At 63.8% G+C, this 25,415-nt stretch carries 16 protein-coding genes; 5 read left to right on the top strand and 11 right to left on the bottom strand.

Translation table 11 applies throughout. The features are described 5' to 3' along the window. The first annotated feature begins 86 nt into the window (after positions 1-86). Positions 87-3,647, top strand: coding sequence for an ATP-binding cassette domain-containing protein (locus ACB032_RS00080; protein ID WP_371137095.1), 3,561 nt, complete (start codon positions 87-89; stop codon positions 3,645-3,647). Positions 3,648-3,702: 55 nt separating this feature from the next. Here the strand turns inward: ACB032_RS00080 and ACB032_RS00075 are convergent, their stop codons facing one another. The 6 genes from ACB032_RS00075 to trmB form a co-directional block, all read right to left on the bottom strand. Further along, positions 3,703-3,912: a YgdI/YgdR family lipoprotein gene (locus tag ACB032_RS00075; protein ID WP_010632998.1), complete on the bottom strand. Its 210-nt coding sequence runs from the start codon at positions 3,910-3,912 to the stop codon at positions 3,703-3,705. A gap of 114 nt (positions 3,913-4,026) precedes the next feature. Next, positions 4,027-5,208 (bottom strand): S8 family peptidase, encoded by a 1,182-nt coding sequence (locus ACB032_RS00070; protein ID WP_371137094.1) that lies wholly within the window; start codon positions 5,206-5,208, stop codon positions 4,027-4,029. A gap of 119 nt (positions 5,209-5,327) precedes the next feature. Continuing rightward, positions 5,328-6,620 carry a rhodanese-like domain-containing protein gene (locus tag ACB032_RS00065; protein WP_371137093.1) on the bottom strand — a complete coding sequence of 431 codons (1,293 nt, stop codon included), beginning with the start codon at positions 6,618-6,620 and terminating at the stop codon, positions 5,328-5,330. Between the two features lie 28 nt (positions 6,621-6,648). Further along, the gene (glsB, locus tag ACB032_RS00060; RefSeq protein WP_029299132.1) at positions 6,649-7,569 is read right to left on the bottom strand and encodes a glutaminase B; all 921 of its coding nucleotides are present in this window, start codon (positions 7,567-7,569) and stop codon (positions 6,649-6,651) included. Positions 7,570-7,693: 124 nt separating this feature from the next. Next, positions 7,694-8,026, bottom strand: coding sequence for a YggL family protein (locus ACB032_RS00055; protein ID WP_011707230.1), 333 nt, complete (start codon positions 8,024-8,026; stop codon positions 7,694-7,696). Between the two features lie 14 nt (positions 8,027-8,040). Continuing rightward, complete coding sequence (gene trmB, locus ACB032_RS00050; protein ID WP_017410916.1) at positions 8,041-8,754, bottom strand: tRNA (guanosine(46)-N7)-methyltransferase TrmB; 714 nt, start codon at positions 8,752-8,754, stop codon at positions 8,041-8,043. Positions 8,755-9,102: 348 nt separating this feature from the next. Here trmB and ACB032_RS00045 point away from each other — a divergent pair, with 348 nt between their 5' ends. Together ACB032_RS00045 and ACB032_RS00040 are read left to right on the top strand one after the other, a co-directional pair. Further along, positions 9,103-10,170 (top strand): M28 family metallopeptidase, encoded by a 1,068-nt coding sequence (locus tag ACB032_RS00045; protein WP_371137092.1) that lies wholly within the window; start codon positions 9,103-9,105, stop codon positions 10,168-10,170. Between the two features lie 182 nt (positions 10,171-10,352). Further along, a complete protein-coding gene (locus ACB032_RS00040; protein WP_371137091.1) occupies positions 10,353-11,534 on the top strand; it encodes a PLP-dependent aminotransferase family protein in 1,182 nt (393 codons plus the stop codon). Positions 11,535-11,597: 63 nt separating this feature from the next. Here ACB032_RS00040 and ACB032_RS00035 read toward each other — a convergent pair whose 3' ends face one another. Then, positions 11,598-13,130 (bottom strand): EAL domain-containing protein, encoded by a 1,533-nt coding sequence (locus ACB032_RS00035; RefSeq protein WP_011707234.1) that lies wholly within the window; start codon positions 13,128-13,130, stop codon positions 11,598-11,600. Between the two features lie 302 nt (positions 13,131-13,432). Between ACB032_RS00035 and ACB032_RS00030 the strand changes: the two genes are divergently transcribed. Then, entirely contained in the window at positions 13,433-14,338 is a 906-nt protein-coding gene (locus ACB032_RS00030) for a TIGR01777 family oxidoreductase (protein ID WP_011707235.1), read from the top strand. A 93-nt stretch (positions 14,339-14,431) separates the two neighbouring features. Here ACB032_RS00030 and ACB032_RS00025 read toward each other — a convergent pair whose 3' ends face one another. Further along, positions 14,432-16,879 carry an ABC transporter permease gene (locus tag ACB032_RS00025; RefSeq protein ID WP_371137090.1) on the bottom strand — a complete coding sequence of 816 codons (2,448 nt, stop codon included), beginning with the start codon at positions 16,877-16,879 and terminating at the stop codon, positions 14,432-14,434. Positions 16,880-17,059: 180 nt separating this feature from the next. Beyond that, positions 17,060-17,785, bottom strand: a complete 726-nt coding sequence (locus tag ACB032_RS00020; RefSeq protein ID WP_371137089.1) for an ABC transporter ATP-binding protein — start codon at positions 17,783-17,785, stop codon at positions 17,060-17,062. On the opposite strand from ACB032_RS00020, the gene ACB032_RS00015 reads away from it, so the two are divergent. Continuing rightward, the gene (locus tag ACB032_RS00015; protein ID WP_011707238.1) at positions 17,784-18,383 is read left to right on the top strand and encodes an arylesterase; all 600 of its coding nucleotides are present in this window, start codon (positions 17,784-17,786) and stop codon (positions 18,381-18,383) included. The two genes, ACB032_RS00020 and ACB032_RS00015, sit on opposite strands and share 2 nt — an antisense overlap. A gap of 83 nt (positions 18,384-18,466) precedes the next feature. Here the strand turns inward: ACB032_RS00015 and ACB032_RS00010 are convergent, their stop codons facing one another. Together ACB032_RS00010 and ACB032_RS00005 are read right to left on the bottom strand one after the other, a co-directional pair. After that, a complete protein-coding gene (locus tag ACB032_RS00010) occupies positions 18,467-19,411 on the bottom strand; it encodes a chemotaxis protein CheV (RefSeq protein ID WP_017410908.1) in 945 nt (314 codons plus the stop codon). Between the two features lie 295 nt (positions 19,412-19,706). Beyond that, positions 19,707-25,415, bottom strand: a 5,709-nt coding sequence (locus ACB032_RS00005; RefSeq protein ID WP_371137088.1) for a VCBS domain-containing protein, incomplete at its 5' end; no start/stop codon positions are given.

The raw sequence follows: 25,415 nt of genomic DNA, 5'->3' as shown, positions 1-25,415 counted from the left end.
GCGCCCGCAGCAAGACGACAATATCGAGGGCGACCCATGAGTCGCCCCGCCCCTCTGGAAGCAGCACAAAATAATAAGGACACCCATTGGATCATCCGGAAATCTCGGCCGGCTGGCTGAGCCGCCTCTTCTATCACTGGACCGGCCCGCTGCAGCGCAAGGGGCTGACCGAGCCCCAGGTCAACCTCGACGATCTCTATCCCCTGTTGCCGGAAGACAGGCGCGATGGCCGCGCCGACGCCTTCCTCGCGCTCACCGCCGCCCAGCCGGTGCGCCCCTGGCCCATCACCGCCTTTATCTGGCGCCAGTATCGCGGCCGCATCGGCCTGCTCACCCTGCTGCAGCTGCTCGGCATGCTGGCCACCCTGGCCAGCCCCTGGCTGCTCAACCACAGCATGACCCAGCTTGGCACCGGCGCTGACACCGGCCACAAGCTGTTGCTGGCCCTGGCCTTGTTCGCCTCCGTGCTCGCCTCCGGCATGCTGGCGGAGCACTCGCTGCAGCTGGCGCTCAAGATGCACGTGCCCATCCGCCGCCTGCTGGCCGAGTCCCTGCTCGCCAAGGTGATGAAGCTGGGTGGCAAGAGCTTCGATGACCGGGCCGGTGGCCGAGTGCAGAACCTGATCAACCGGGACGTGTGGGACATCACCTGGATCCTGGCGGACCCCGCCATGCCGCTCACCATGCTGCTGCAACTGCTCGGCACCATTGCTCTGCTGGTGTGGCAGGTGGGCAGCGCCGGCCTGGTGGGCTTTACGGTGCTCACCCTGCTGCTGCTCATCTCCACCCGGGTGGTGCGGCGCATGAACCAGCAGGAGCAGCAGCTCAAGCGCCAGCAGGACGAGCGCAACGGCATCCTGGCGGAGTACATCAAGAAGCTGCGGCTGGTACGCCAGAACGGGCTCGGCGCCTTCTTCACCCGGGCCGCCGGCCACAAGCGCCAGCAGGAGCTGGGAGTGCTGGGACGGGTGCTCCGGCTCGATGCCATCAACGAGAGCCTGATGCTGAGCACCCCGCTGCTGGTGACCCTGGCCACCTTCACCACCTATCTGGTGTCGGGCAGGGAGCTCACCCTGCCCCAGGTGTTCACCACCATCGCCCTGTTCACCGTGCTGCGCATCCCCATGATGCGGCTGCCCTATCTCATCCGCACCCTGATCAACTTCAACACCGGATTCAATCGGCTGTGCGAGTTCCTCAACAGCCCCGAGCAGCACCGGGATCTCACCGACTCAAGCTTGCCGGTGGGGGCCCTGCAGCTCGACAACGTCACCGCCCTGCACCAGCAAAAAACCGTGCTGCAGGGGGCTAGCCTGTTTATCCAGCCGGGGGAACTGGTGGGGATCACCGGCGCCACCGGGGCGGGCAAGAGCTGCCTGCTGCACCTGGTCGCCGGCTTTGACGACAGCTTCGAGGGCAGCATCCGCCGCCACGGCCGGGTCGCCCATCTGGGCCACAAGCCCTGGCTGATGAACGACACCATCCGCAACAACATCCTGTTTGGCCAGCCCTGGCACGCCGAGCGCTATCGCTGGGTGCTGGGGGCCTGTGCGCTGGGCGCCGACCTCGAACTGCTCAGCCACGGCGATCAGACCCTGGTGGGCGAGCTCGGCACCCGCCTCTCCGGCGGCCAGCAGCAGCGAGTCGCCCTGGCCCGCGCCCTCTACGCCCGGGCCGACATCCTGCTGCTGGACAACCCCCTCTCGGCGCTCGACCCCATCGTCTCGGCCCAGGTGCTGGAGCGGGGGCTCGCCTTCAAGCCGGGGCCGACCCGGCTCCTGGTCAGCCACGACCCGGACGTGCTGGCTCACTGCGATCGGGTGATCCGCATCGAGCAGGGCGAACTGGTGGAGCTCGATGCCCACCAGCTGGCGGATCTCATCCAGCATCCCCAGCCCGTCCCGCCGGTGCCGCCCCAGGAGGCGGAGCAGTTCAATGAAGAGAAGGTGGTGGAGGGCAAGGTGGACTGGGGGCTGTTCGGTTTCATGTGGCAGCGTCTGGCCGCCCCCGGCGCCATCCTGCTCGCCCTGCTGCTCACCCTGGGTCAGGAGGGGCTGCGCATCGCCTCGGATCTCTGGCTCGGCGGCAAGGCCGGGGTGACCGAGGTGAGCGAACTGCTCGGCATCTATGTGCTGCTGGGAGCGGGCTCCCTCACCTGCATCATGGTGGTGCGGGTCATCAACTATAAACTCGGCCTCAAGCTGGCCTGGACCCTGTTTGACGGCATGCTGGGGCGCATCAGCCGCGCCCCCATGGCCTTCTTCGACAAGGTGCCGCAGGGGCGCATCCTCAACCGCTTCGACCGGGATCTGGGGGAAGCCCAGGAGATCCTGCTGTCGATGCTGATGGGGCTGTTCGGCATGCTGGTGTCGGTGGCGCTGCAGGTGGTGGTGATCGGCGTCAACATGCCGCTGTTGCTGCTCATCGCCCCCCTGGTGGGCTGGGCCCTCTACGTGCTGCAGCGCCGCTACCGGGCGGTGCAGCTCAAGCTGCGGCGGCAGGCCTCGGTGCTGCGCTCGCCGCTCTACATCAGCATCAGCGAGACCATCCGTGGCGCCCCCGCCCTGCGCCTGGCCGGGGCCGAGCGCTTCGCGCTGGATCAGGTGCTGCTGCACTATGACAACAACCTGCGCAGCTGGTACACCACCACCTCCATCAACCGCTGGCTCGGCATGCACCAGACCCTGCTCTCCGCCGCCCTGGTGGGCGCCGTGGCGCTGATGGTGGCCTTTGGTAACAGCTCGCTGCTGGGGGCCGTGGCCATCACCTACGCCTTTACCGCCTCCGCCATGCTCAACTCCCTCATCCGCACCTTCGCCGAGGTGGAGCAGGTGATGAACGCGGTGGAGCGGGTGCGCGAATACAGCGAAATAGAGAGCGAGCGCCAGGAGGGGGAGGCCCTCGCCACCCCTCACCCCAAGGTGCGCTTCGACAACCTGGGGCTGCGCTACCCCCAGGCCAGCCAGTGGGCGCTGCACAAGGTCAACTTCGAGCTGGCCCCCGGCGAGAAGGTGGGCGTGTGCGGCCGTACCGGCGCCGGCAAGAGCTCGCTGCTGGGGGTGCTGCAGGCCATGTATCCCGCCACCCAGGGGGAGATCTACTACGGCGAGCAGCCGCTCTCCCGGCTGGCCCCGGAGGCGGTGCGCGATCTCTACGACACCGTCTCCCAGATCCCGCTCACCTTCTTCGGTACCCTGCGGGCCAACCTGGCCCCCCTGACCGAGCATGACGACGCGGCACTGGAGCAGGCACTGGCCCGGGTGGGGCTGGTCGACCGCTGCGCCGGCCGGCTGGACGAGGAGCTCGACAAACTGCAGCTCTCCGCTGGCGAGACCCAGCTGCTGGTGATCGCCCGCATCCTGCTGTCGCGCCGCCCGCTCATCGTGCTGGACGAGGCCACCTCGGATCTCGACCACGGCGGCATGCGCAAGATGGCGGAGCTGCTCTATCGCTACCGACCGGAGGCCAGCTACCTGGTGATCGCTCACCATCTGGAGCCGCTGCTGTCGGTGGACAAGGTGGTGGTGATGGAGGCCGGCACAGTAGTGGAGCAGGGCTCGCCGGTGAGTCTGCTGGCCAACTCCCACTCCCGTTTCCACCAGCTGTTCGTGGGTCAGGTGAACCGCCAGGTGCCCCAGACGGCGTGAGCACCAAAAATGACAAGGGCTGCCCGCAGGCAGCCCTTGTTGCTTGAGGAGAGCCTCAACGCTCCATGATCTGGGTGACGTCATCCTTCTTGATCATCACCTCCCGCCCCTCGGTGTCGTAGTAGCGGTACATGCCGGTACTCTCATCCAGCTTGGGTTTGCTGTCGGTGGTGATCATCTTGCCATCCTTGGTGCTCATGATGTATTGCGAGCTGCACCCCGCCAGCGCCAAGGCACACACCAGGATCATCATCAGTTGCTTCATCGCCTGTTTCGTCTCCCGCTTCACCCTCACCACGAGGGTGGTGACTGAAGCCTAGCTCAACCAGATGAGCCCGTTTGCCGCCATTGCCGCAACGGGATCAACGTCAAGAATCAGTTACTTGCGCCCACCCGGTTTGCTGCTGCCACCACCTCCGGTCCCGGACCCGCAACCAAGCGCCAGCTTGTCTGCCGCCGCCTTCGCCTGCACCAGGCCGTAGCCGAAGCTGTTGTCGCGTCCCAGCGCCCCCAGATCCTGGGCGCTGCTGCGCAGGGTCTGGCGCAGTTGATCGTTGCTGCACTCCAGTCGCTGCGACCAGACCAGGGCGGCCACCCCGACCACGTGCGGCGTCGCCATCGAGGTGCCGCTGTAGTAGGCGTACCCGGTCGGCACTGTGGAGAGCACAGAGACGCCGGGGGCGGCCAGCTCCACCTGATCGTTGCGCTGGGAGAAATAGGCCAGCTGCTTGTTGGCATCGATGGCGGCCACGCTCACCACGCTACTGTAGGAGGCGGGATAGGACTTGCTGGTGTTGCCCGCATTGCCCGCCGCCGCCACGCTCAGCACGTTCTGGCTGTAGGCTTGGTTGAAAGCTCTCTCTTCGGTCTTGCTGGGCACGCTGCCCCCCAGGCTCATGTTGATGACCATGCGGGTGAAGCCGCGGCTGCTCATCCCCTGCTTGCAGGCATTGAGCGCCCCCACTAGGTTGGAGGAGTAGGCCCAGCCGTTGGCCCCGAACACCTTGACGATCTGCAGCGGCACGCTCTGGTTTGGCAACACCCCGAGCACGCCCAGATCATTGCCCCCCACTGCGGCTATGGTGCCCGCCACATGGGTGCCATGGCTGTTCTCGTCGCTGCTCCAGCTGCCGGTGCCGGCATCGTTGCTGCCCTGCATCTGGGCCCCGTGGGGCAGGTCCGGATGGCCGCCGCTGTAGCCAGAGTCAATGATGCACACCAGCACCTCTCCCGCCGCCGCGTCACTGAGCTGCGGCGCCTGCACCATGGGAATGCCGTAGGGCAGGGTTTCGGCACTGGCATAGCGTTTGGCGTCCGGCTCCACCCAGAGCACGTTGGGATTGTGCGCCAGCGCCGTGGCCGCCGCCGCCGGCAACCAGAGCGCCAGCGCGTGCTGCTCGGGCAGCGCCAGGGCCAGCTCGCCCCCCATTCCCTTGCTCTGGGCCAGTACCACCGCCTCCGCCCCCGGTTTCAGCTGCACCAGATAGCGATCCCGCTCGGCGGCCATCGCCCCTTGCCCCAGCACGCCTGCCACCAGCAGGCCTAGCCATATCCGTCTCATCAGTCACTCCTTGCATCGACCTGATTGTCACTCGCAAAGTGTAGTGTCCGGCTGGCGCAGGCCCGAGCGGGTACAAAAAGGCCGGACATGGGTCCGGCCTGTTTTGCGATCTGTATCCGTTACTTGGCGGGCTTGCGCTCGCCGGTCACGATGGGGTTCTTGGGATCAGAACTCCACTCGTACCAGCCGCCGTCGTAGACGCTGATCCGCTTCCAGTCCATCAGCCAGGCGTAGAAGAACGCCTCGGAGGCGCGCCAGCCGGTACCGCAGTAGAAGGCGGCCTGCTGGGTCGGCTCTATGTTCCACTCGTCCCACATGGCGAGGATCTCGCGGGCCGGCTTCATGGTGCCGTCCGGGTTGTGGAAGTCGCTCATGCTGTTGGCATCGACACCACCACGACCCCACTTGGCGCCGGGAATGTCGCCCTTCGGCTTGATGTAGCTGTAGCCGGAGGTGTTGCCGACGAACTCGTCCCAGGTGCGCACGCTGACCAGGGCGCCGTCGGGCTGCTTGAGCAGCTCCTTGGCCTGACTCAGGGTGGTGTAGTACTCGGGATGGGCCGGAATGGCGACGCCGAACTCCTTGGCCGGGGTGAACTTGTTGGCCAGCCCGGTCTCGGTACGCAGATGCTGCACGAACCAGGCATCCAGGCCGCCGTCCAGCAGCCGCACGTCCTGCACGCCGGCATACATCATCAGGTGGGCCGCACGGGCCGCCGCCATGGTGTTGCGGCCGTAGAGGATGACGGTGGTGTCGTGGCGAATGCCGTTTTCCAGCAGCAGCGCCTTGAGCGCCTCGTCAGAGACCTTGTTCCACAGCGGCTCCTCTTCCAGCCGGTTGGTGTCGATGTAGCCGGCACCCGGGATGTGGCTCAGCAGATAGGCCTTGGGTGAACCCCACGCCACCTCGAACAGCTTCCAGTCGCCCTTGGGCGCAGCCACCACCGGCTTGCCCTCCTGCAGGTCGGCCAGCCAGCGCGGGTAGACCAGCTGCTGCCAGCGGGCCAAATGCTCGCGCGGCGCGGTTTTCCAGCCCTGCAGCTCGAACAGTTGCTTGATGCCCTGCTGGCGCAGCAGGCGGGCCACTTCGGCCACTTCACGTGGAGCACCGTAGAGCGCCACCGGCCGATCGACCTTCAGCCCCTTGGTCGCCAGCGCCGCCGGCCACTCCTCATCGCTGTACTTCCACTCGGCGGAGAGGTTCTCGGCGCCAACCACATGGCCGCCCTGCGGCTCGCCCTCCATCGGCCAGCCCTGATAGAAGTAGCTGGCGCGGGTATCCAGAATGACCGCCTGCTTGGCGTTGGCATCCGCCAGCGAAAGCGGTGGCAGTTCGGCAGCCAGGGTCGGCAGGGCATGCCAGAGCAGCAAGGTTGCCAGGGTGGCCCGTAACAAGCTCATTATTCGTTTCATGGTGATCTCTCGATTCAGAGTGACAAGGTTAAAAAATGGAGCGGCCCAGACGCTCGGCCAGCAGTTCCAGCGCCGCCGTGCCCGCCAGCGAGTTGCCCGCCTTGTTGAGCTCGGGCGACCAGACACAGACACACAATTCCCCCGGGATCAGGGCGATGATGCCGCCACCGACCCCGGATTTGCCCGGCATGCCGACCCGATAGGCAAAATCCCCCGCCTCGTCATAGAGGCCGCAGGTGGCGAGCAGGGCGTTGACCTGTTTGGTGGTGCGGGCCGGCAGCAAGGGGGTCGTCGCGCCCAGCGGCACCCCGCGATTGGCCAGATAGATGAATGCCCGCGCCAGATCGACGCAACTCATGCGGATCGCACAGGCATTGAAGTAGCTCTGCAGCACCTTGTCCACTTCGTTCTCGAAATTGCCATACGCCTTCATCAGATAGGCGATGGCCGCGTTGCGGGCAGAGTGCTGATATTCGGAGCGGGCCACCACTTGATCCGCCATGATGGCCGGGTTGCCCGAGAGGCGGCGCACCAGCTCCAGGGTACGCTGGCGCGGCGCGGTGAGCCGGGTCTCCAGCAGATCGCTCACCACCAGGGCACCGGCATTGATGAAGGGGTTGCGGGGAATGCCCTGCTCGAATTCCAGCTGCACCAGGGAGTTGAAGGGCTGGCCGGAGGGCTCCTTGCCGACCCGGGCCCAGATCTCCTCCTCCTGATAGAGGGTGAGCGCCAGCGTCAAGCTGAGGGCCTTGGAGATACTCTGGATGGAGAAGGGCTCGCTGGCGTCACCGGCGGTGAACAGCTCCCCTTCCACGGTACAGACGGCGATCCCGAGCCGATCGGCCGGCACCTGGGCCAGCGCCGGAATGTAGTCGGCCACCTTGCCCTGTCCGAGCAGCGGGCGCACCTCATCCAGGATGCTGGCCAGTAATTCGGATGACAACACCATAAGCGATTCCATAACTAACGTGGCGATCCCATCACCACCGACAAAAATCCCGCCAGCGGCGGGACTTGTCTATCTGCTGTCGCAGGCTGTCGACACCGGGGCGCCTGCCACAGCCAGCCTGTCATCAGGCCGGTTCACCGTACCAGAGGTCGAACAGCTCGGTGACCACCACGGCTTCCATCCCCTTGCCTTCCAGCCAGGCTTTGACGGCGGCGCGGTCTTCTTCGCTGCATTTGCCCAGCTGCTGGGTGCAGATCATCCCTTCCCAGGCCAGGTGGCCGGAGCCGGCGAAGGCCAGCTTGCGGGGTTCGATCACTTCATCGATCATCGCGTCGACTACCGCATCGATGGTCTCTTCGGCGGTACCGACCGGGAAGTTGAAACTGATGTCGAAGCCCATTTCCTGGAATTCATCGACACGCAGTTTCTTGCGCAGGCGGCGGCTACGATTGGCCATGATAGCTCCTTCAGTTAGTTGACACGTTTGAAAATCAGATCCCACACCCCGTGGCCGAGACGGTGGCCACGTTGTTCGAATTTGGTCAGCGGGCGCCAGTCGGGACGCGGCACCCAGTTGCCGGTGGCGGAGGTGTTCTCATACCCCTCGGCAGCACTCATCACTTCCAGCATGTGCTCGGCGTAGTTTTCCCAGTCGGTGGCCATGTGGAACACGCCACCGATGGCCAGCTTCTGGCGAATGTCCTGGGCAAAGGCCGGCTGCACGATGCGGCGCTTGTGATGACGGCTCTTGTGCCAGGGATCCGGGAAGAACAGCTGCAGGCAGGCCAGCGATCCGTTCGGGATCATGTGCTCCAGCACCTCCACCGCGTCGTGGCAGATGACACGCAGGTTGGTGACTCCCGCCTCCTGGGCGGTACCGAGGCAGGCACCGACACCCGGCGAGTGCACTTCGATGCCGATGAAGTTCTTCTCGGGGGCATTCTTGGCCATCTCCACCAAGGAGGCGCCCATGCCGAAGCCGATTTCCAGCACCACCGGGGCCTCGCGGCCAAACAGGGCAACCAGATCGAGCGGCTCCGGTGCGAAATCGATACCCATGACCGGCCAGAGCTCTTCCAGGGCCTTCTCCTGCCCTTTGGTCAGGCGGCCTTCGCGACGGACAAAGCTGCGGATCTTGCGCATGAACTTGCCGTCTTCGTTAAACACATCTTGGGTCACTGGCATAATCAAATTGCTCGTTATTGCATCGGTCTGGGTCACAGACCACATAAATGGATTGCTCGTTATCTCGTCGTGCTGATCACAGACGACCGAGATGAATTGCTCGTTGTTTCATCGTTCCACCTCGCCAACGAGGCGCGAAATTGTTCGTCATTTCATCGCTCGGCGAAACAGGGTAGCGAATTATCCCAAGATAGGCTCAGGGCGCAAGTGTTTCGCGCAACAAATCCCCCGCCACTGACCAATTCCGCCACTGCGATTGACAAATGCCACCCCCTTCACAGAATCTGCCAGGCGCCGGGTGCATGCTGACCTGCGCAAATAAAACCATACACAACAAAGGATTGCAGTATGAAACACACCGCATTGGCGTTTGCCATCACAGCCCTGCTGGCCGGGTGCAACACCTCCAGCAACGATTCACAGGCCCCCTCCGCCGCCGAGCAGGCCTATGAATACCTGGTGCAGCTGAGTTCGACCGCCGAGGGGATCGGCGCCAGACCCACCGGCAGCGAGGCCGAGACCCGCGCCGCCGCCTGGATCCAGGACCACCTGGCCGGCTGGGGCTACGAGGTGCAGAACCAGCCCTTCACCTACACCAAGAGCGGGGCCACCAAGACCTCCCAGAACCTGGTCGCCGAGCTCAAGGGCAGCAGCGACAAGGTGATCCTGATCGGTGCCCACTATGACAGCACCGGCGACAAGAAGGGCTCCGAGGGGGCCACCGACAACGGTGCCGGCGTCGCCGCCCTGCTGGCGGTGGCCGAAGCGCTCAAGGGGCAGACCCTGCCCTACACGGTGCGCTTCGCCTTCTTCGGTGCCGAGGAGAACGGCCTCAACGGCTCCAAAGCCTATGCCGCCAGCCTCGACAGCGCCGCCGTCGCCAAGCTGCTGGCGATGGTGAACTACGACACCATCGCCGGGGGCGACATCGTCTACGTCCACTCGGCCCACTCCGACGTGGCCGAGTACAACTGCGCCGATCCGAGCCGCTACAGCTTCGATCCCAAGGTGCGGGATCGCCTGCTGGCCATCTCCAAGCAGACCGCCACCCCGTTTGCCATCCACCCCAGCTACAGCGGCTACCCGGAAGGGGAGACCGGCAGCTGGTCCGATCATGCGCCGTTCGCCTGCCTCGGGGTGCCCATCGCCTACGTGGAGGCCACCAACTTCACCATCAACGGGGCGGATGGCTACGACGGCTACTCCCAGACCACCAATCCGGCGCTGTGGGACTGCTACGACGATGCCACCAAGAGCGCCTGCGATCGGGACAGCGAAACCCAGTGGGGCAAGATCTGGCATACCCAGTATGACCGCCTCGACAAGATGGCCGAACTGTTCCCGGGCCGGGTGCAACAGCAGCTCGGTGCCAACACCGAGCTGATGATCCGCTTCCTCAAGGAGCCGGGACTGTAACCGGTCACGCCGGGGCTTTTGCGCCCCATGACCGTCCCCGACCGATAAAATTCGGGCAGGTGCCAAACCTGCCCTTTTTTATCGATTTTTGTTACAGCCATTGCCTCATTTTTTAAATCTGATACAAACGGATAACTTGGCGGTCGAATGGAGCGACCGCTCACCATGCCAGAGAGAATCCTATGCAGCCGTTTTTTGCCCAGCGCTTCGAAAAGGTAGAGCCTTCCTTCATCCGCGAGATCCTCAAGGTCGCCGCCAATCCGGAGATCATCTCCTTCGCCGGCGGTCTGCCCAATCCGCACCTGTTCCCGGTCAAAGCCATCGACCAGGCCTGCCAGGACGTGCTGCGCGAGCAGGGCGCCGCAGCCCTGCAGTATGCCGCCACCGAGGGCTTCGCCCCGCTGCGCCAGTACATCGCTGACCGCTATCTGGCCCGCCACGGCATGCAGGTCAACCCGGACAATATCCTCATCACCAGCGGCTCCCAGCAGGCGCTGGATCTGCTGGGCAAGGTGCTGATCGACGAGGGACAGGATCTCATCATCGAGGAGCCGGGCTATCTCGGCGCCATCCAGGCCTTCTCCGTCTATCAGCCGGCCTTCAAACCCATCACCCTGGGTGAAGAGGGGCTGGATCTGGCGGCGCTGGATGCGCTGCTGGCGAGCGGCTCCAACGCCAAGCTGCTGTACGGCGTGCCCAACTTCCAGAACCCGAGCGGCGTCTCCTACAACCGTGCCAACCGCGAGGCGCTTGCCGAGCGACTGGTCAGCCACGAGCTGTTGATGGTGGAAGACGACCCCTATGGCGAACTGAGCTTCGAGGGCGAACACCTGCCCCCCATCGCCAAGCTGGCGCCGAACAATACCGTGCTGCTCGGCTCCTTCTCCAAGACCGTCGTCCCGGCCTTCCGTCTCGGCTGGATGCTGGTGCCGGACTGGCTGCGCAAGAAGGTGACCATCGCCAAGCAGGCCACCGACCTGCACAGCAACGCCTTCAGCCAGCAGGTGCTGCACCGCTTCCTGATCGACAACTCGCTGGATGCCCATCTGGAGAAGATCAAGGAGGTCTATGGCCGCCAGCGTGCCGCCATGGAGGCCGCCCTGGCCCGTCACTGCCCGCCCGGCGTCAGCTACACCCGACCCGAGGGTGGCATGTTCCTCTGGCTGACCCTGCCCGCCAGTGTCAGCGCCATGGCGCTGTTTGACGAGGCGATCAAGGAGAAGGTGGCCTTCGTACCGGGCGCCCCCTTCTACGTGCGCCCCGAGATCCATAACACCCTGCGCCTGAGCTTTTCCTGCGTGGATGAAGCCACCATCGAGGAGGGGGTCAAGCGTCTGTGCCGTGCCCTCGCCCGTATGCTCTGACCAGCCTCGGGGTGAAAAAAACCAGCGACCTCGGTCGCTGGTTTTTTATACGCGAAATTTGGCTCAGCCCTGCGCCAGCAGACCGGCAAACTCCTTCATCGGCATCGGCCTGCCATACAGATAGCCCTGCAGGAAGTTCACCTGACGCGCCCGCAGATAGGCGGCCTGCACCTCGTTCTCCACCCCTTCGGCAACCAGCAGCAGACCGAGCCGGGTCGCCAGATCGATGACGTTCTCGACGATGTGGCTGGAGAGGGCATCGGAGCCGATCATGCCGACAAAGCTCTGATCGATCTTGAGAAAATCGACCTGGAACTGCTGCAGATAGGTGAGGCTGGAGTGGCCGGTACCGAAGTCGTCGATGGCGATGAAGACCCCCAGCTGATGCAGCTCGGCAAACAAGCGGTCGGTCGTCTCGTCCGCCACGATCAGCTCCCGCTCGGTCAGCTCCAGCACCAGCTTGATGGGGTTCTCCCGAAACGCGTTGATGAAGTCGCGACAGTCCTCCAGCAGGCTCATGTCCTTGCAGTGGCTGGCGCTGATGTTGAAGCCGAAGTGGAACCCTCTGGGCAGGCTGTGCACTCGGCCTGCGAACTGCTCGCGCACCTGCTCCATCAGCAGCCGGGTCATGGGCACGATGAGGCCGCTGTCTTCGGCCAGCGGAATGAAGCGGTCCGGCGAGATGAGGCCCTGGCGCGGATGCTGCCAGCGCATCAGCACCTCGCAGCCGCTCCAGTGGGCGTCGTCACCGGTCACCACGGGTTGCAAGTAGGGGATGAACTCCCGTTGATCCAGCGCCCGCCGCAGCTCCTGGGAGGGCGAGGTAGAACGGCCGGCCAGCCAGTAGACCAGGCAGCCCGCCAGCAGACCCAGCAATGGATAGATGATGAGACTGGCCCGAGAGTAGTTCCAGATATGGCTGCCGTACTCGTCGTGGGAAAGATCGGTGACCACCCGAAACGGATACTTGCCAGAGGTCTGCTCCAGCGATCCCAGCGCCACGGGCGGCACCTCGTCGTGGATCTGGCCATCGGCCAGCATGCTCTGCGCCCCGATCACCAGGGTCAGCGGCGAGTTGCGGCTGAGCATGTCGAGGATGTTGTGCAGGTAGTAGCCATCGATGCCGACCAGCACGCTGTACTCCCCCACCGGTTGGCGATAGACCACCAGAGGCCGCCCCGGCGTCACCGGATTGCCCCGCATCAGATCCAGCTGGCCATTGGCATAATCGGCCAGCTTGAAGGGGCCCTGATAGGGGCCGTAGAGCGAGGAGCAGTAGACCACTTCCCCTTTGGCCAGGTTGACGGTGCGCACGTCCGGCACGGTCGCCACCTGATCCCGCAGCCCCTGCACCACCTCCTCGCAGGGGCGCCCCACGCTGCCCTGCACCATGGCCGCCGCCTGATGGGCGTGATCCAGGGTACGCTCCAGCATCTCCCTGGCATGGAGCAGGCGCTCTTCGGCATCCTGCTTCATGCCGGCAAAGGTCTGCCAGGAGACGATCAATACCCCGAGCAGCAAGGGGAGCAGGCCGGCCAGCAACGCCGCCCCCAGCCTGGTATAAAACTGGCGCAACCTCAAACGACGAAACGGCATACCCACCCTCGCGGCAACGGTGAAAAAGCGGACGAGTCTACTCCTATCCCCTTCTCTGACAACCCTTTCTGACAACTCTGACGGCAGAGCGGGGCGCTCTGACCAACACTATATCGCGTCTGCAGCGGGGCGACAGCGGCAGTCGCAGCCATCCCTTCACATGTGCGCAGTGCTCGCTGCACGCCCCCTGGCGCGATGCGCCAGATGCCTGCTGTGACGATTATAATCTTTGCAAAAACAGCTGCTTGTTCATCTGGTGCCGGCCCACTAGAGTAGAGCCAACAGCGTCAGGGAGTCTGCATATGAAAATATTGATCACGGGAGGGACAGGCTTCATCGGTCGCCGTCTGGTGGCCCATCTCAAGGTGGCCCACGAGGTGCTGGTGCTGACCCGTCAGGGCAGCCGCGCCTATGATCTGCTCGGCCACGACGTCAAGCTGCTCGACAGCCTGGATCGGCTCGACAACCTCAACGACGTGGACGCGGTCATCAACCTGGCGGGGGAGCCCATCGCCAACGGCCGCTGGAGCGAGCGGCGCAAGCAGTTGCTGTGTGACAGCCGCTGGCTGCTGACCGAACAGCTGGTCGACCTGGTCAAGCTCTCCGATACGCCGCCCAGGGTGCTTATCAACGCCTCCGCCATCGGCTGGTATGGCCGTCAGGGCGATGAGCCGCTGGACGAGCAGTGCCAGACCCCTCACGACGAATTCACCCATCAGCTCTGTCAGCAGTGGGAAACCCTGGCCCGCGAAGCCCGCAGCAAGCATACCCGGGTCTGCATCGTGCGCATCGGGCTGGTGCTCGGCACCGACGGCGGCGCCCTGCCCAAAATGTTGCCTCCCTATCGCGTCGGTCTCGGTGGCCCCATGGGCACGGGGCACCAGATCATGAGCTGGATCCACATCCAGGATCTGGTGCGCGCCATCCTGTTTCTGCTGGAACACGACGAGTGTGACGGCCTGTTCAACGGCACGGCGCCGCAGCCGGTCAGCAACCGCGAATTCAGCCAGACCCTGGCAGGCACCCTGCACCGGCCGCACCTCTTCTTCGTGCCGGCCCCCCTGCTGCAGTTGCTGATGGGCGAAGCGGCCGATCTGCTGCTCACCGGCCAGAAGGTGCTGCCGACCCGTCTGCAGCAGGCCGGCTTCCATTTCACCTACCCGGCGCTGCCCCAGGCCCTTGCCAATCTGCTGAGCACTGCCCGCTGACTCGGCTCATCAGCCAACCGGATGACAATCAGCCCGGCCAATGGCCGGGCTGATTGTCATTGTGCCTTGCGGCATCCGCACAGGATGCGGTGATCAGAGCAGGCCCTGCCCCAATCCACGCAGCCGATCGCTCAGGGTGCCCGCCAGCAGCTGGCGCTGCATGCCCTGCCCCGCCAGCGTCACCAGCACGGCCCCCAGCAACGGCAGACCAATCCAGATGGCCCAGTGGAACTGCCACTGCCCCTCGAACCACCACCACTGCAGGCCGAGGGAGCAGAGTTCGACCACCATGGCGGCGCACAACCCCGCCAGCAGGCCGCTGGCAACCAGCTCCCAGCGCAGCATCTTTCTGAGCAGCTCGCTGCCGGCCCCCAGGGTGCGCATCAACAGCAGTTCACGGCGTCGATGGGCCATGCTGGCCTGAGTTTGGGTCAGCAGCACCAGCAGCGCCGCCACCGTCACCAACCCCAGCATCAGCCCCAGCGCCCGGCTCACCTGATCCGATACCGCCGTCAGCCGCACGATCAAATCGTCCACATCGATCAGGCTCACCGTGGGGTGTCGGCGGATCAGCTCCACTTCGGCCACCCGCCCCTGCTCCGGCAGACGATAGCTGCCGAGCCAGGTCTGGGAGAAAGGCGCCAGCACGTCCGGCGAGAAGATCATGTAGAAGTTGGGCCGCATGTTGTCCCACTTGATGGCCCGCAGGCTGGTCACCTGTGCCTTGAAGCTGCGCCCCTCGATGGTGAAGCCCAGGGTGTCGCCGAGGGCGATGTCGAGCCGTTTGGCCAGATCCTTGTCTACCGATACCTGGCCGGGACCATCCAGCCAGCGTCCTGCGGTCAGGGTATTGTCCGGCGGCAGGGTGGCGGTGGTGGTGAAGTTGAGCTCGCGATTGACCCCTTCGCGGCCATCTTCATCCGTGTCGCGCACCGCCTCGCTGGCGATACTGACCAGCCGGCCACGTACCATGGGGTAGAAGTCCGAGGTCACGGCCCCCGCCTGACGCAGATCGGCCAGGATCCCCTCTCGCTCCCCGTCTGCCACGTTGACCAGGAAGCGGTTGGGGGCATCCGCCGGCAACCGGGCCGAGAACTCGCCGAGCAGGTCGACCCGCGCCGCCCACAGCAGGCCGAACAGCATGAGTGCCAGCGCAAAGCCCGCCAGCTGGAACAGGCCGCTGCCCCGCTCGCGGGAGAGATGGCTGATGGCCAGCCGCAGCGCGTGGGGCCCCTGCACCCGGCGACCCAGTCGCAGCAGCAAGGAGGCGATCAGCGCCAGCAGCCCCATCAACAAGCCCATGCCGCCGATCAGCCCCAGCGCCAGGGTCGCATCGGCGGTGAAGCCCCACACCAGCCCAAACAGCCCGAGCAGCGCCACCGGCAACGCCAGCCAGGGCGGGATCCCCGCCTCCAGCTCGCGCCTCAGCACCCGCAGCGGCGGCACCTTGAGCAGACGCAGAAAGGGCACGAAGGCCAGCAGCAGGGTGATGAAGAAGGCCACCGCCAACCCCAGTGCAAAGGGTCGCCACGACGGCGGCGGTAGATCAGCTGGCAGCAGGTTGCCCAGCAGATGCAGGGTCAGCCACTGCATGGCGCTGCCCGCCACCAGACCGAGCAGGGCGCCGACCAACGTCAGCGACAGCAACAGGGTGCCCATCAACTGCCAGAGTGAGCGGCGGGAGGCCCCCAGGGTCTTGAGCAGCGCCACCATGTTGGTCTGGCGCTCGGCGAAGTGACGCACCGCAATGCCCATGGCCAGCGCCCCCAGCAGCACTCCCGCCAGGGAGGCGAGCCGGAAGAAACGCTCGGCATTGGCCAGCGAGCGGCCCACTTGGGAGCCCTGGTCGTCCGGCTTGATCAGCTTCTGTCCCGCCTTGAGTCTGGGTTTGAGCCAGCGTTCATAGTCGGCCACCTGCTCGCGGCTACCCTTGAACAGGTAGCGCCACTGCTGGCGGCTGCCCGGCAGCAGGGCACCGGTCGCCTCCACATCGGCGCTGTGGATCAGCGCCCGCGGCGCCAGCAGGAAGGGGCTGAAGCCCTGATCCGGCTCCTGACCCAGTACCCCCGCCACCTTGAGCACCGTATTGCCCACTTCCAGCGCATCCCCCGGCTTGGCCGCCAGCAGTTGCATCACCCGGGCCGAGAGCCAGATCTCGCCGGGTGCCGGCGCCCCCTGGGGGCTCAGCTCCAGCTTGCCGTAGAAGGGGAAATCCTCAGGCACGGCGCGGATGGACGCCAGTTGCAAGGCATCACCATGAAACAGCATGCTGTTGAAGCTGACCGTGGTCTGCACCGCCAGGCCCGTTTTTGCCGCCTGCTCGAGCCAGGCGGCCGGCGCCGGCGTGGCCGAGCGCAGCGCCCGGTCGGCACCGATAAAGTTGCGGCCGGAGGCTTTGAGCCCGGCATCCAGCCGATCCGCCACCAGGGCCACGCTCAGCACGCAGGCCACGCTCAGCGCCAGCGCCAGCACGAACCAGCGCAGCTCGCCGTTGAATCCTTCCCGGCGCAATAACTTGAATCCCAGTCGCCACTGACTCATGACGTGCTCCTCACCTGCGCCAGTCCGGGCTGCCCCTTGTCATTGACGCCTTCCCCACACCATAACTTGATTCCCAGTCGCCACTGACTCATGACGTGCTCCTCACCTGCGCCAGTCCGGGCAGCCCCTTGTCATTGACGCCTTCCCCACACCATAACTTGAATCCCAGTCGCCACTGACTCATGACAGCTCCCTGACTCTTGCTGCAGAAGCGGCTTCGGATGCTGACGCAGCCGCCGCCAGTCGTCCTGCCGCCATCACCAGTTGCCGCTGGCAACGCTGAGCCAGCTCGTGATCATGGGTCACCACCACGAGCGTGGTGCCATGCTCGCGGTTGAGCTCGAACAGCAGCTCGATCACCCGCTCCCCGGTCTTGCTGTCGAGGTTGCCGGTGGGCTCATCGGCCAGCAGCAGGCTGGGCCGGGTCATGAAGGCCCGGGCAATGGCGACCCGCTGCTGTTCACCGCCGGAGAGGCGCGGCGGCAGATGGTGCAGCCGCTCGCCAAGGCCGACCGCCGCCAGCAGCTCGCGAGCCCGCGGCTCGCAGCGGGTCTCGCCACGCAGCTCGGCAGGCAGCATGACGTTTTCCAGCGCGCTCAGGGTGGGCAGCAGCAGGAAGGACTGGAACACAAAGCCCACCTGCTCGGCCCGCAGCCGGGCACGCCCCTCCTCGTCCAGCTGCAGCAGCGACTGGCCGAGGATCTCGATATCCCCCTGGCTCGGCAGATCCAGCCCAGCCAGCAGCCCCAGCAGGGTGGATTTGCCGGAGCCGGAAGCACCGACCAGCGCCACTGTTTCGCCGCTATTGACTTGCAGGTCGATCCCTTCAAGGATGGTGAGGCTTTCCTGGCCCAGGCGCACTATCTTGCCCAGGCCCTTGACGTTGATAATGGGAGTTGAATTCATGACGCGTTTCCTGTTTGCCTTGTGCTGCCTGGTGTCATCGGTGCAGGCCCAGACCCTGCTGGTACTGGGCGACAGCCTGAGTGCGGGTTATCAGATGCCGGCGGAGCAGAGCTGGCCTGCGCTGCTCAATCAGAAATGGCAGCAGCAGGGGGGTAAACATCAGCTTATCAATGCCAGCATCAGTGGTGAAACTACGCAAGGGGCGCTGGCCAGATTGCCGGCCCTGCTCAAGGAACATCAACCGGACTGGGTGCTGATCGAGCTGGGTGGCAACGACGGGCTGCGCGGGTTCGCGCCGGCCATCACCCGGGACAATCTCACCAGGATGGTGGCGCTGACCAAGGCACAACAGGTAAAAACCGTGCTGACCCAGATCCAGCTGCCGCGCAACTACGGCGCACGCTACCTGCGCCAGTTCGAGCAGATCTTCCCGGAGCTGGCCAGCGCCAATCAGCTGCCGCTGATGCCCTTCTTCATGGATGATATTGCGCTGCGCCCTGAACTCATGATGAACGATGGCATCCACCCCACCGCCGCCGCCCAGCCGCAGATCCGCGACCGGGTGGCCAGCTTCATCGAGCCGCTGCTGACCCAGTGATCCCGGTGTCATGGCCTTACCTATCTTCCGGGTTCCAACCCCAATAAAAATCCCGCCAAGGCGGGATGTTTATTGATCTTGTCTCAGCGTTCCAGGATCTGGCGCAACCGCTCCTGGGCCACCCCGACCAGCAGGTCTGGCTGGAACTTGGAGATGAAGCGATCACAGCCCACCTTCTTGACCATGGCCTCGTTGAAGTTGCCGCTCAGCGAGGTGTTGAGGGTGATGAAGAGATCGGACATGCGGGCATCGCTGCGAATTTCATGGGTCAACCGGTAGCCATCCATCTCCGGCATCTCGGCATCGGTGATCATCAGCAGGATCTCGTCGGTCACCTTCTTGCCTGCATCGCACCACCCCTTGAGCAGATTGAGCGCCTGCAGGCCATCTTGGCATTCGATCACCTCCAGCCCCAGCTGGCCCAGGGTTTCGCGCACCAGATTGCGGGCCGTGCTGGAGTCATCGACAATGAGCACCTTGCGGCCATGCATTTCCGGCAGGATCTCCCGATCCAGCACCTCTTCCGAGATGCGGATGTCATAGGTGATGATCTCGGCCAGCACCTTCTCCACGTCGATGATCTCGACGATCTGATCGACGCCGTCCTCGGGAATGCGGGTGATGGCGGTCAGGTAGTTCGCCCGCCCGGCCGAGCGCGGCGGCGGCAGAATGTCCTTCCAGGTCATGTTGACGATGTTGGCCACCTGCCCCACCAGAAAGCCCTGAATGGTGCGGTTGTATTCGGTAATGATGAGGTTGGACTCGGCATCGATGGGCATGGGGCGCATGCCGATGGCGCTGCGCAGGTTGATCACCGGAATGGAGGTGCCACGGATGTTGGCCACCCCGCTGATGTTGTGGTGCGCTCCCGGCATCTTGTTGAGATGGGGCAGCTTGACCACTTCCCGCACCTTGAACACGTTGATAGCAAACAACTGTTGGGATCCCAAACGGAACATCAACAGCTCCAGGCGGTTCTCCCCTACCAGCTGGGTACGTTGGTCCACTGAATCCAATATGCTCGCCATATAAAGCCCTTACGTCCGTTGCCCGAGTCTCGCCATAGTATAGAAGGGTCAGAATCCCAACACGACCCGTATTCTTATCCTATGTCGGCCAGATGATGCAGGAACTTGATAAAAAAAAGCGAGACCCGGCTCGCGGCCGGGCTCTCTTCAAGCTTGTCAGTAACCATTCGCTCACAATCCTCTGTCGACGGTGACACGGCCCTGATTATCCAATGAAAATCAGCGCCACCTTCAATCCCATGACATAAAAAAAGCGGCAGATGAATCTGCCGCTTTTTGCCTGGGGTCGACCGGATTACTTGTCGATATCCAGCATGTTGTTGTTCAGCATGTAGTCGATCACCTGGGACGAGGTGGCCGATGCGCTGCCGGTGAGGCTGTCGAACGTGTGGTTCATCAGCACTATCTCCTGAGTCACGGGGGCGGCGCTGCTCTCCTTGACCTGCAGATGAACCCCTTCGCTGTCCTGGAAGACAGAGAGCAGGCTCTTCAGATCGTTCTGGTTGCGAGAACCATCGTGATCCAGCAGGTCGCTCAGATCCAGCTTGTCACCTTCCGCCTTGGAGAAGTCGACCACGTAATCCTTGGCCACGCTGCCCGCAGCGGTATCGCCCTGCAGCCAGGTGAAGGTATCGGCGCCGCCATCCCCCTTGAGGATGTCATTGCCAAGCCCGCCGACCAGGATGTCATTGCCCAGACCACCGCTCAGGATATCGTCACCGCTACCGCCGTACAGGGTGTCGTTGCCGCTGCCGCCGTACAGGGTATCGTTGCCGCTCTCGCCGTACAGGGTGTCGTTGCCGGCACCACCGAACAGGATGTCGTTGCCGGCCCCGCCGAACAGGAAGTCATCGCCACCCTGACCGAACAGGATGTCGTTGCCATCCCCGCCGATCAGCACGTCCGCCTTGTCGTTGTTGGAGGACTGATCGAACTCGCTGGCATGATCCGTGATGTAGTCATGGACCTGGGCATCGGTCACCGAGCCTGCGCTCAGCTTGCCGGCCACATACTGCTTGATGGCCGCGTAACCTTCACCGTTGATGCCGGCAAAGTGGATGGCATCCCCAAACAGGATGTCGTCACCGGCACCGCCGTCGATCCGGTCGCTGCCCGGCAGGTTGTTCACCGAGGTACCCAGAATGGCGTTGGCCAGGTCACTGGCGTTGACACCGGTCATGATGACGCCGTCAGAATCGTAGGACTTGAGATCGTTGTAGGAGATATTGGCCCCCAGTCCGATCGCTTCCACCGTGACCCCCATGCCCGTCAGCAAGGCAAAGCCGGCAACGGCATTGCTGATGGTAGTGGATGTGGAATCCTGTCCGTTACCTGCCAGGGTCGAGTAGGTATAACCACCCAGACCATCAGGGCGCATATAACCGATCGTGGAGACCTTGCCTGAGGTATCGCTCTTGTACACGACGCCCTGGCCATCAATCACGGTGAAGTTACCGTTCTTGTATACCTGACCAGGCACATAGCCATTTTGCAGCAGCTGATTGAGATATACGTCCTTGTTGTTGTTGGTGTAGTCATCAACCAGCGGGTTGCTGCCTTCATTGCTCAAATAGTAAGTCGGCTTACCATCGGTAATGAAGTAGGTCAGGTTCTTGGCATTGGTATTACCCTGTACGGTCGAGCTGTTGAACCAGTTGGCCGTGGTTTTGAACACATCCTCGTAGTTGGTGCCACCGCCGCTGTTGGTGCTGCCATCCATGCTGTCGAGAATGGCTTGCAGCTGGCTCAGGGCGTTGCTGTCCTTCAGGTTCACGCTGACCGACTTGTTGGCCATGGTGTCGAAGTCGACCAGGAAGATGTTGACCGTCCCGGCCCCATCGGTGCCGGCGCTCGCCTTGAGGCTGGAGAACACCTGAGCCAGCTGGCTCTTGATGGTATTCATGGCGCTGGTGCCGATACTGCCCGAGCTGTCGACCATGAAGGCGATGTTGTAGTTCTGGCCCGGCAGTACCACGCTGCCATCCAGATCCCCGACCACGATATTGTGCTCGTTGCCATAGGTGCGGTTCTGATCGCCCGGCTCCCCTTCGGTGGAAAGGAAGTAGCTCATGCGGATCGAATCCTGATCCGATGCACTGCTGGTCTGATCAGTCGCCACTTCCTTGGCGATGGCTTCTACCTTCAGGTCGAACTGGCCGGCACTGCTGCCCGGTACCCGCAGGGTCAGACCGGTCAGCTTGACGTCCAGCGCGCTCTGGTTCCACAGACCGGTCAGTGTCAGCTTGCCATCGGCTCCCACGGTGCCGAGCACGGTGGAGCCCTGGTAGAGGGTCGACCCCGTCGGCATGCCAGTCAGTACCAGGCTGTCGAACTGCTCGCTACCATCCCGGTCGGTCAGGGAAGCGCTGATCTCGAACGGGTAATCCACCACGCTCGGCTGTACCGCCGTCAGGGTGCCGTCGGTCTGGTTGAACTGGTAGATGCCGTCATCAAACTGCACCAGCTCGATGTCGTAGAGCGACTTGCTGATAGTGACGCCGTTCTCCTTCACCAGGAAGTTGAAACCGCCATCACTTCTGCGCTCGATGACATAGTTGGCACGCGAGCCCATCAGTACGGCCAGGTCGGTACCGGCGCCGCCATACAGGGTATCGCCACCCAGTCCGGCCACCAGGATGTCATTGCCAGTGCCGCCGTCGAGGGTATCGCCGGAGACCGAGTTGCCGCCGACCAATACATCATTGCCCGCACCGCCGACGAAGTAATCGCCGCCCCCTTTCACGCTGACGATGTAGTCGTTGCCGCTGGTCCCCACCACGCTGTCCTGAGTGGTGGTGCTGTCGGTAAAGCTGCTGGTGATGCCAAAGTTGCCCTTGTTGAAGTTGCCGCTCTGGAACGCCCCGGTGGAGATGCCGGACGACGGGTACTGGGTATAAAGCGGGACGCCATTGCCCGTCAGGCTGATGTCGACTACCGGCTTGTCCGCGACTGCCATGATGTCGATCACCAGCTTGCCGCTGTTGCTCAGGTTCGCGCCGTCGCTGATCTGGTAACCAAAGCTGGCGTAATCGCCCTGCAGGTTGCCGGTAACGACGCCATTGCCATTGCTGGCGTTGGTACTCGACTCGTTGAGGCCCGGCACGAAGCGCAGGTGGCCGCTGTCGATATCGGTGTAGGAGACAAGATCCCCCACCTTCACCGCAATCCACTGGCCGGCTGCGTTCAGGTACTCCAGCTTGCCGTTCAGCGGCAGGGTGTTGATCTGCACGCTCAGGTCAGAAGCGGCCTGATCATCGCTGGCACCAAACTGGGCCCACTTCAGCACCAGCGGCGTGTCTTCCTTGCCGGCACTGTAGCCGCCCGTGGTCACCGGCGCACGATCGTTGTCGATGATGGTACCGATGCCGTTCTGGCCACCCACGGTCACCGTCAGGGTCTCATTCGCTTCGACCAGACGATCGTCCACCGTCGGGATGGTCACGGTAAAGCCCGACACCCCGGCCGGCACGGTGATCTTGCCGGTGGCGCTGTTGTAGGTCACCCCGTTGCTGAACTGGGCAGTACCCCAGTCAAGGCTGGAAGCCGGGTTGGTACCGCTGCCCTTGATGCCGAAGTCATACTGGGTCGCTTCCTGGGTCGCATCAGAGAGCGTCACCGTGTGCAGCAGGTTGCCGCCCTCGGCCGCACTCTCGCTGGAGACCGACTGTACGATGGGCGTAAACAGCGGCTTGGTTGCGAAAGAGCCCAGGCTGTAGTCGCCGTCGCCATCCACCACCTTGATCTGGAAGTCGATGTCGCCATCTCCCAGCGGCTTGGACATGTTCTGATACTGGAAGAATTCCCACTTGCCGGTGGCCGGGGTAAATTCCAGACGGAACACCAAGGTGCCATCGCTGGCCTTGCCGACCAGAGTATTGGCCGATTCCATCGTGGTGGTGATCAGCTTGCCGGTCGCCGTGGTCAGCCCGGTCTCGGTAGAACCGACCAGCTGCATGTAGCCCTTGCCATCGGCGCCCCACTGCGGAGTGACCGTGCCGGAACCGTAGGCGATGGCCGGCGCCGTGGTGGCACCGAGGAACTCGATGCTCTTCACGGTGAAGTCGCTGTTGTCGGCGTTGAGGCCGTTACCATTGTTGGTGGCCTTGATGACCATGGTATCGAAGCCGCCCTGCTGCACCTGGAAGTTGCCGGCATAGTCGCCACCCGCCGCGTTGGAGCTGAAGGTCTGGGTACCGATCAGCACGCCGCCGCGGTAGAACTCGACCACGCCGCTCTCCAGCTCGCCACCAAACATCTGGCTGAACTTGATGTTGGCGCCATAGGCTACCTTGCCCGCATCCAGCTTGACGATCAGCTGCTCGGAAGCAGAAGTACCGTTTGCAAAGTGGCGGAAGTCCACCTCGTTGGCGAGGTTGTGATTCGGTGAACCGACGCTGGAAACCCCCAGACCGGCGCTGGAACCATTGACATTGGCGGTGATCAGGGCCGAGTTGGTCGACGAGGTAAAGCCCAGCGCCGTGATGCTGAAGCCGCTCACGTTCAGGGTCGTCTGGTTGCTGCCACTGTACTTGGTCAGATCAAACAGGCCGGTCAGAGTATCCGGGATGTTGGTCTTGATGACGGAGACGGCCGCCATGTCACCGGCCACCGGCGAGTCATCCTCGACCGAGATGGGCAGACTGCCAGTGGTGGTGGTCTTGCCATCCGATACGGTCACACCGATCTGGAAGTTGAGTACGTCTTCACTGCCCTTGACCGGATGATCAAGCGGGGCCTTGAGCGTCACGTCATAACTCCAGTCGCCCTTGCTGCCACCGGCAGGCGCGGTCAGCTTCACATCCATGACCGCCTTGTAGTCGGCGCCACCCGGTGTACCGGTATAACCGGTCAATACCTTGGTGGCGGCATTCCAGCTCCACTGCACCACGGCACCGCCAGCCGTCAGGCCAGCCGGCCCGTTCAGGCTGATGGTGAGCGTATCCTGGCTGTCGACATCGCCGACCGTGATCTTGCCGCTGGCGGCCACGCTGTCGGTGGTATCGCTGCTGCCTGCCGTATCGGCAATGCCGCCGGCCAGCCCCTCTTCGGAGACCACGGCCCCCTTGTCGATACTCAGGGTCGGTGCATCGTTGGTGCCGGTGATGGTGACCGAGACAGTATGGCTGGTGCCATCGACACTCTTGACGGTGAAGGTTTCAATACGGGTCTCGCCCTGGCCCAGGTACTGCACCTTGCTGTTATCGACGTTGTAGCTCCAGGTACCGGTCTCGGTGATGGAGAGGCTGCCCAGCGCACCCGCACTCGGGGTGCCGTTGCCGGCCACAAACTTGGCCTGCCCCTGGTCCGCATCGCTGATGGTCAGCACGCCGCTGTCGCTCAGCTTGCCGCCGACCACGTTCAGGTCTTCGGTCACCGCGCCCAGGTCATCCCCCGCCACCACGGCGCCATCGTTGACGCCGGTGATGGTGATGGTGACGGTGTGGGTGGTGCCATCCACCGACTGCACGGTGAAGCTCTCAACCCGGGTCTCGCCCAGGCCCAGGTACTGCACCTTGCTGTTGTCGACGTTGTAGCTCCAGGTACCGGTCTCGGTGATGGAGAGGCTGCCCAGTGCGCCCGCACTCGGGGTGCCATTGCCCGCCACGAACTTGGCCTGACCCTGATCCGCATCGCTGATGGTCAGCACGCCGCTGTCGCTCAGCTTGCCACCCACCACGTTCAGATCTTCGGTCACAGCCCCCAAGTCATCCCCCGCCACCACGGCGCCATCGTTCACGCCGGTGATGGTGATGGTGACGGTGTGGGTGGTGCCATCCACCGACTGCACGGTGAAGCTCTCGACGCGGGTCTCGCCCTCGCCCAGGTACTGCACCTTGCTGTTGTCGACGTTGTAAGTCCAGGCACCGCCTTCGGTGATGGTCAGGCTACCCAACGCACCCGCACTCGGGGTGCCGTTGCCGGCCAGGAACTTGGCCTCGTCGGCGCCGTCCACGTCGGTCACGCTCAGGGTACCGGTCTCGGTCAGAGTCGGGTTGGTCTCGTC

Origin of the sequence: Aeromonas sp. S5(2024) (assembly GCF_041403025.1) — a bacterium.
Lineage (GTDB): Bacteria > Pseudomonadota > Gammaproteobacteria > Enterobacterales > Aeromonadaceae > Aeromonas > Aeromonas hydrophila.
Note: the sequence above shows the minus strand (reverse complement) of the source record. Positions and strands in the feature narration are given on the sequence as shown.

What these genes read in the sequence shown, in the direction of transcription:
- ACB032_RS00040 (WP_371137091.1), top strand. Translation starts at nt 10,353, where the DNA reads ATGCAGCCGTTTTTTGCCCAGCGCTTCGAAAAGGTAGAGCCTTCCTTC.
- ACB032_RS00065 (WP_371137093.1), bottom strand. Translation starts at nt 6,620, where the DNA reads ATGAAACGAATAATGAGCTTGTTACGGGCCACCCTGGCAACCTTGCTG.
- ACB032_RS00015 (WP_011707238.1), top strand. Translation starts at nt 17,784, where the DNA reads ATGACGCGTTTCCTGTTTGCCTTGTGCTGCCTGGTGTCATCGGTGCAG.
- ACB032_RS00035 (WP_011707234.1), bottom strand. Translation starts at nt 13,130, where the DNA reads ATGCCGTTTCGTCGTTTGAGGTTGCGCCAGTTTTATACCAGGCTGGGG.
- ACB032_RS00010 (WP_017410908.1), bottom strand. Translation starts at nt 19,411, where the DNA reads ATGGCGAGCATATTGGATTCAGTGGACCAACGTACCCAGCTGGTAGGG.
- glsB (WP_029299132.1), bottom strand. Translation starts at nt 7,569, where the DNA reads ATGGTGTTGTCATCCGAATTACTGGCCAGCATCCTGGATGAGGTGCGC.
- ACB032_RS00025 (WP_371137090.1), bottom strand. Translation starts at nt 16,879, where the DNA reads ATGAGTCAGTGGCGACTGGGATTCAAGTTATTGCGCCGGGAAGGATTC.
- ACB032_RS00075 (WP_010632998.1), bottom strand. Translation starts at nt 3,912, where the DNA reads ATGAAGCAACTGATGATGATCCTGGTGTGTGCCTTGGCGCTGGCGGGG.
- trmB (WP_017410916.1), bottom strand. Translation starts at nt 8,754, where the DNA reads ATGCCAGTGACCCAAGATGTGTTTAACGAAGACGGCAAGTTCATGCGC.
- ACB032_RS00030 (WP_011707235.1), top strand. Translation starts at nt 13,433, where the DNA reads ATGAAAATATTGATCACGGGAGGGACAGGCTTCATCGGTCGCCGTCTG.
- ACB032_RS00045 (WP_371137092.1), top strand. Translation starts at nt 9,103, where the DNA reads ATGAAACACACCGCATTGGCGTTTGCCATCACAGCCCTGCTGGCCGGG.
- ACB032_RS00055 (WP_011707230.1), bottom strand. Translation starts at nt 8,026, where the DNA reads ATGGCCAATCGTAGCCGCCGCCTGCGCAAGAAACTGCGTGTCGATGAA.
- ACB032_RS00070 (WP_371137094.1), bottom strand. Translation starts at nt 5,208, where the DNA reads ATGAGACGGATATGGCTAGGCCTGCTGGTGGCAGGCGTGCTGGGGCAA.
- ACB032_RS00020 (WP_371137089.1), bottom strand. Translation starts at nt 17,785, where the DNA reads ATGAATTCAACTCCCATTATCAACGTCAAGGGCCTGGGCAAGATAGTG.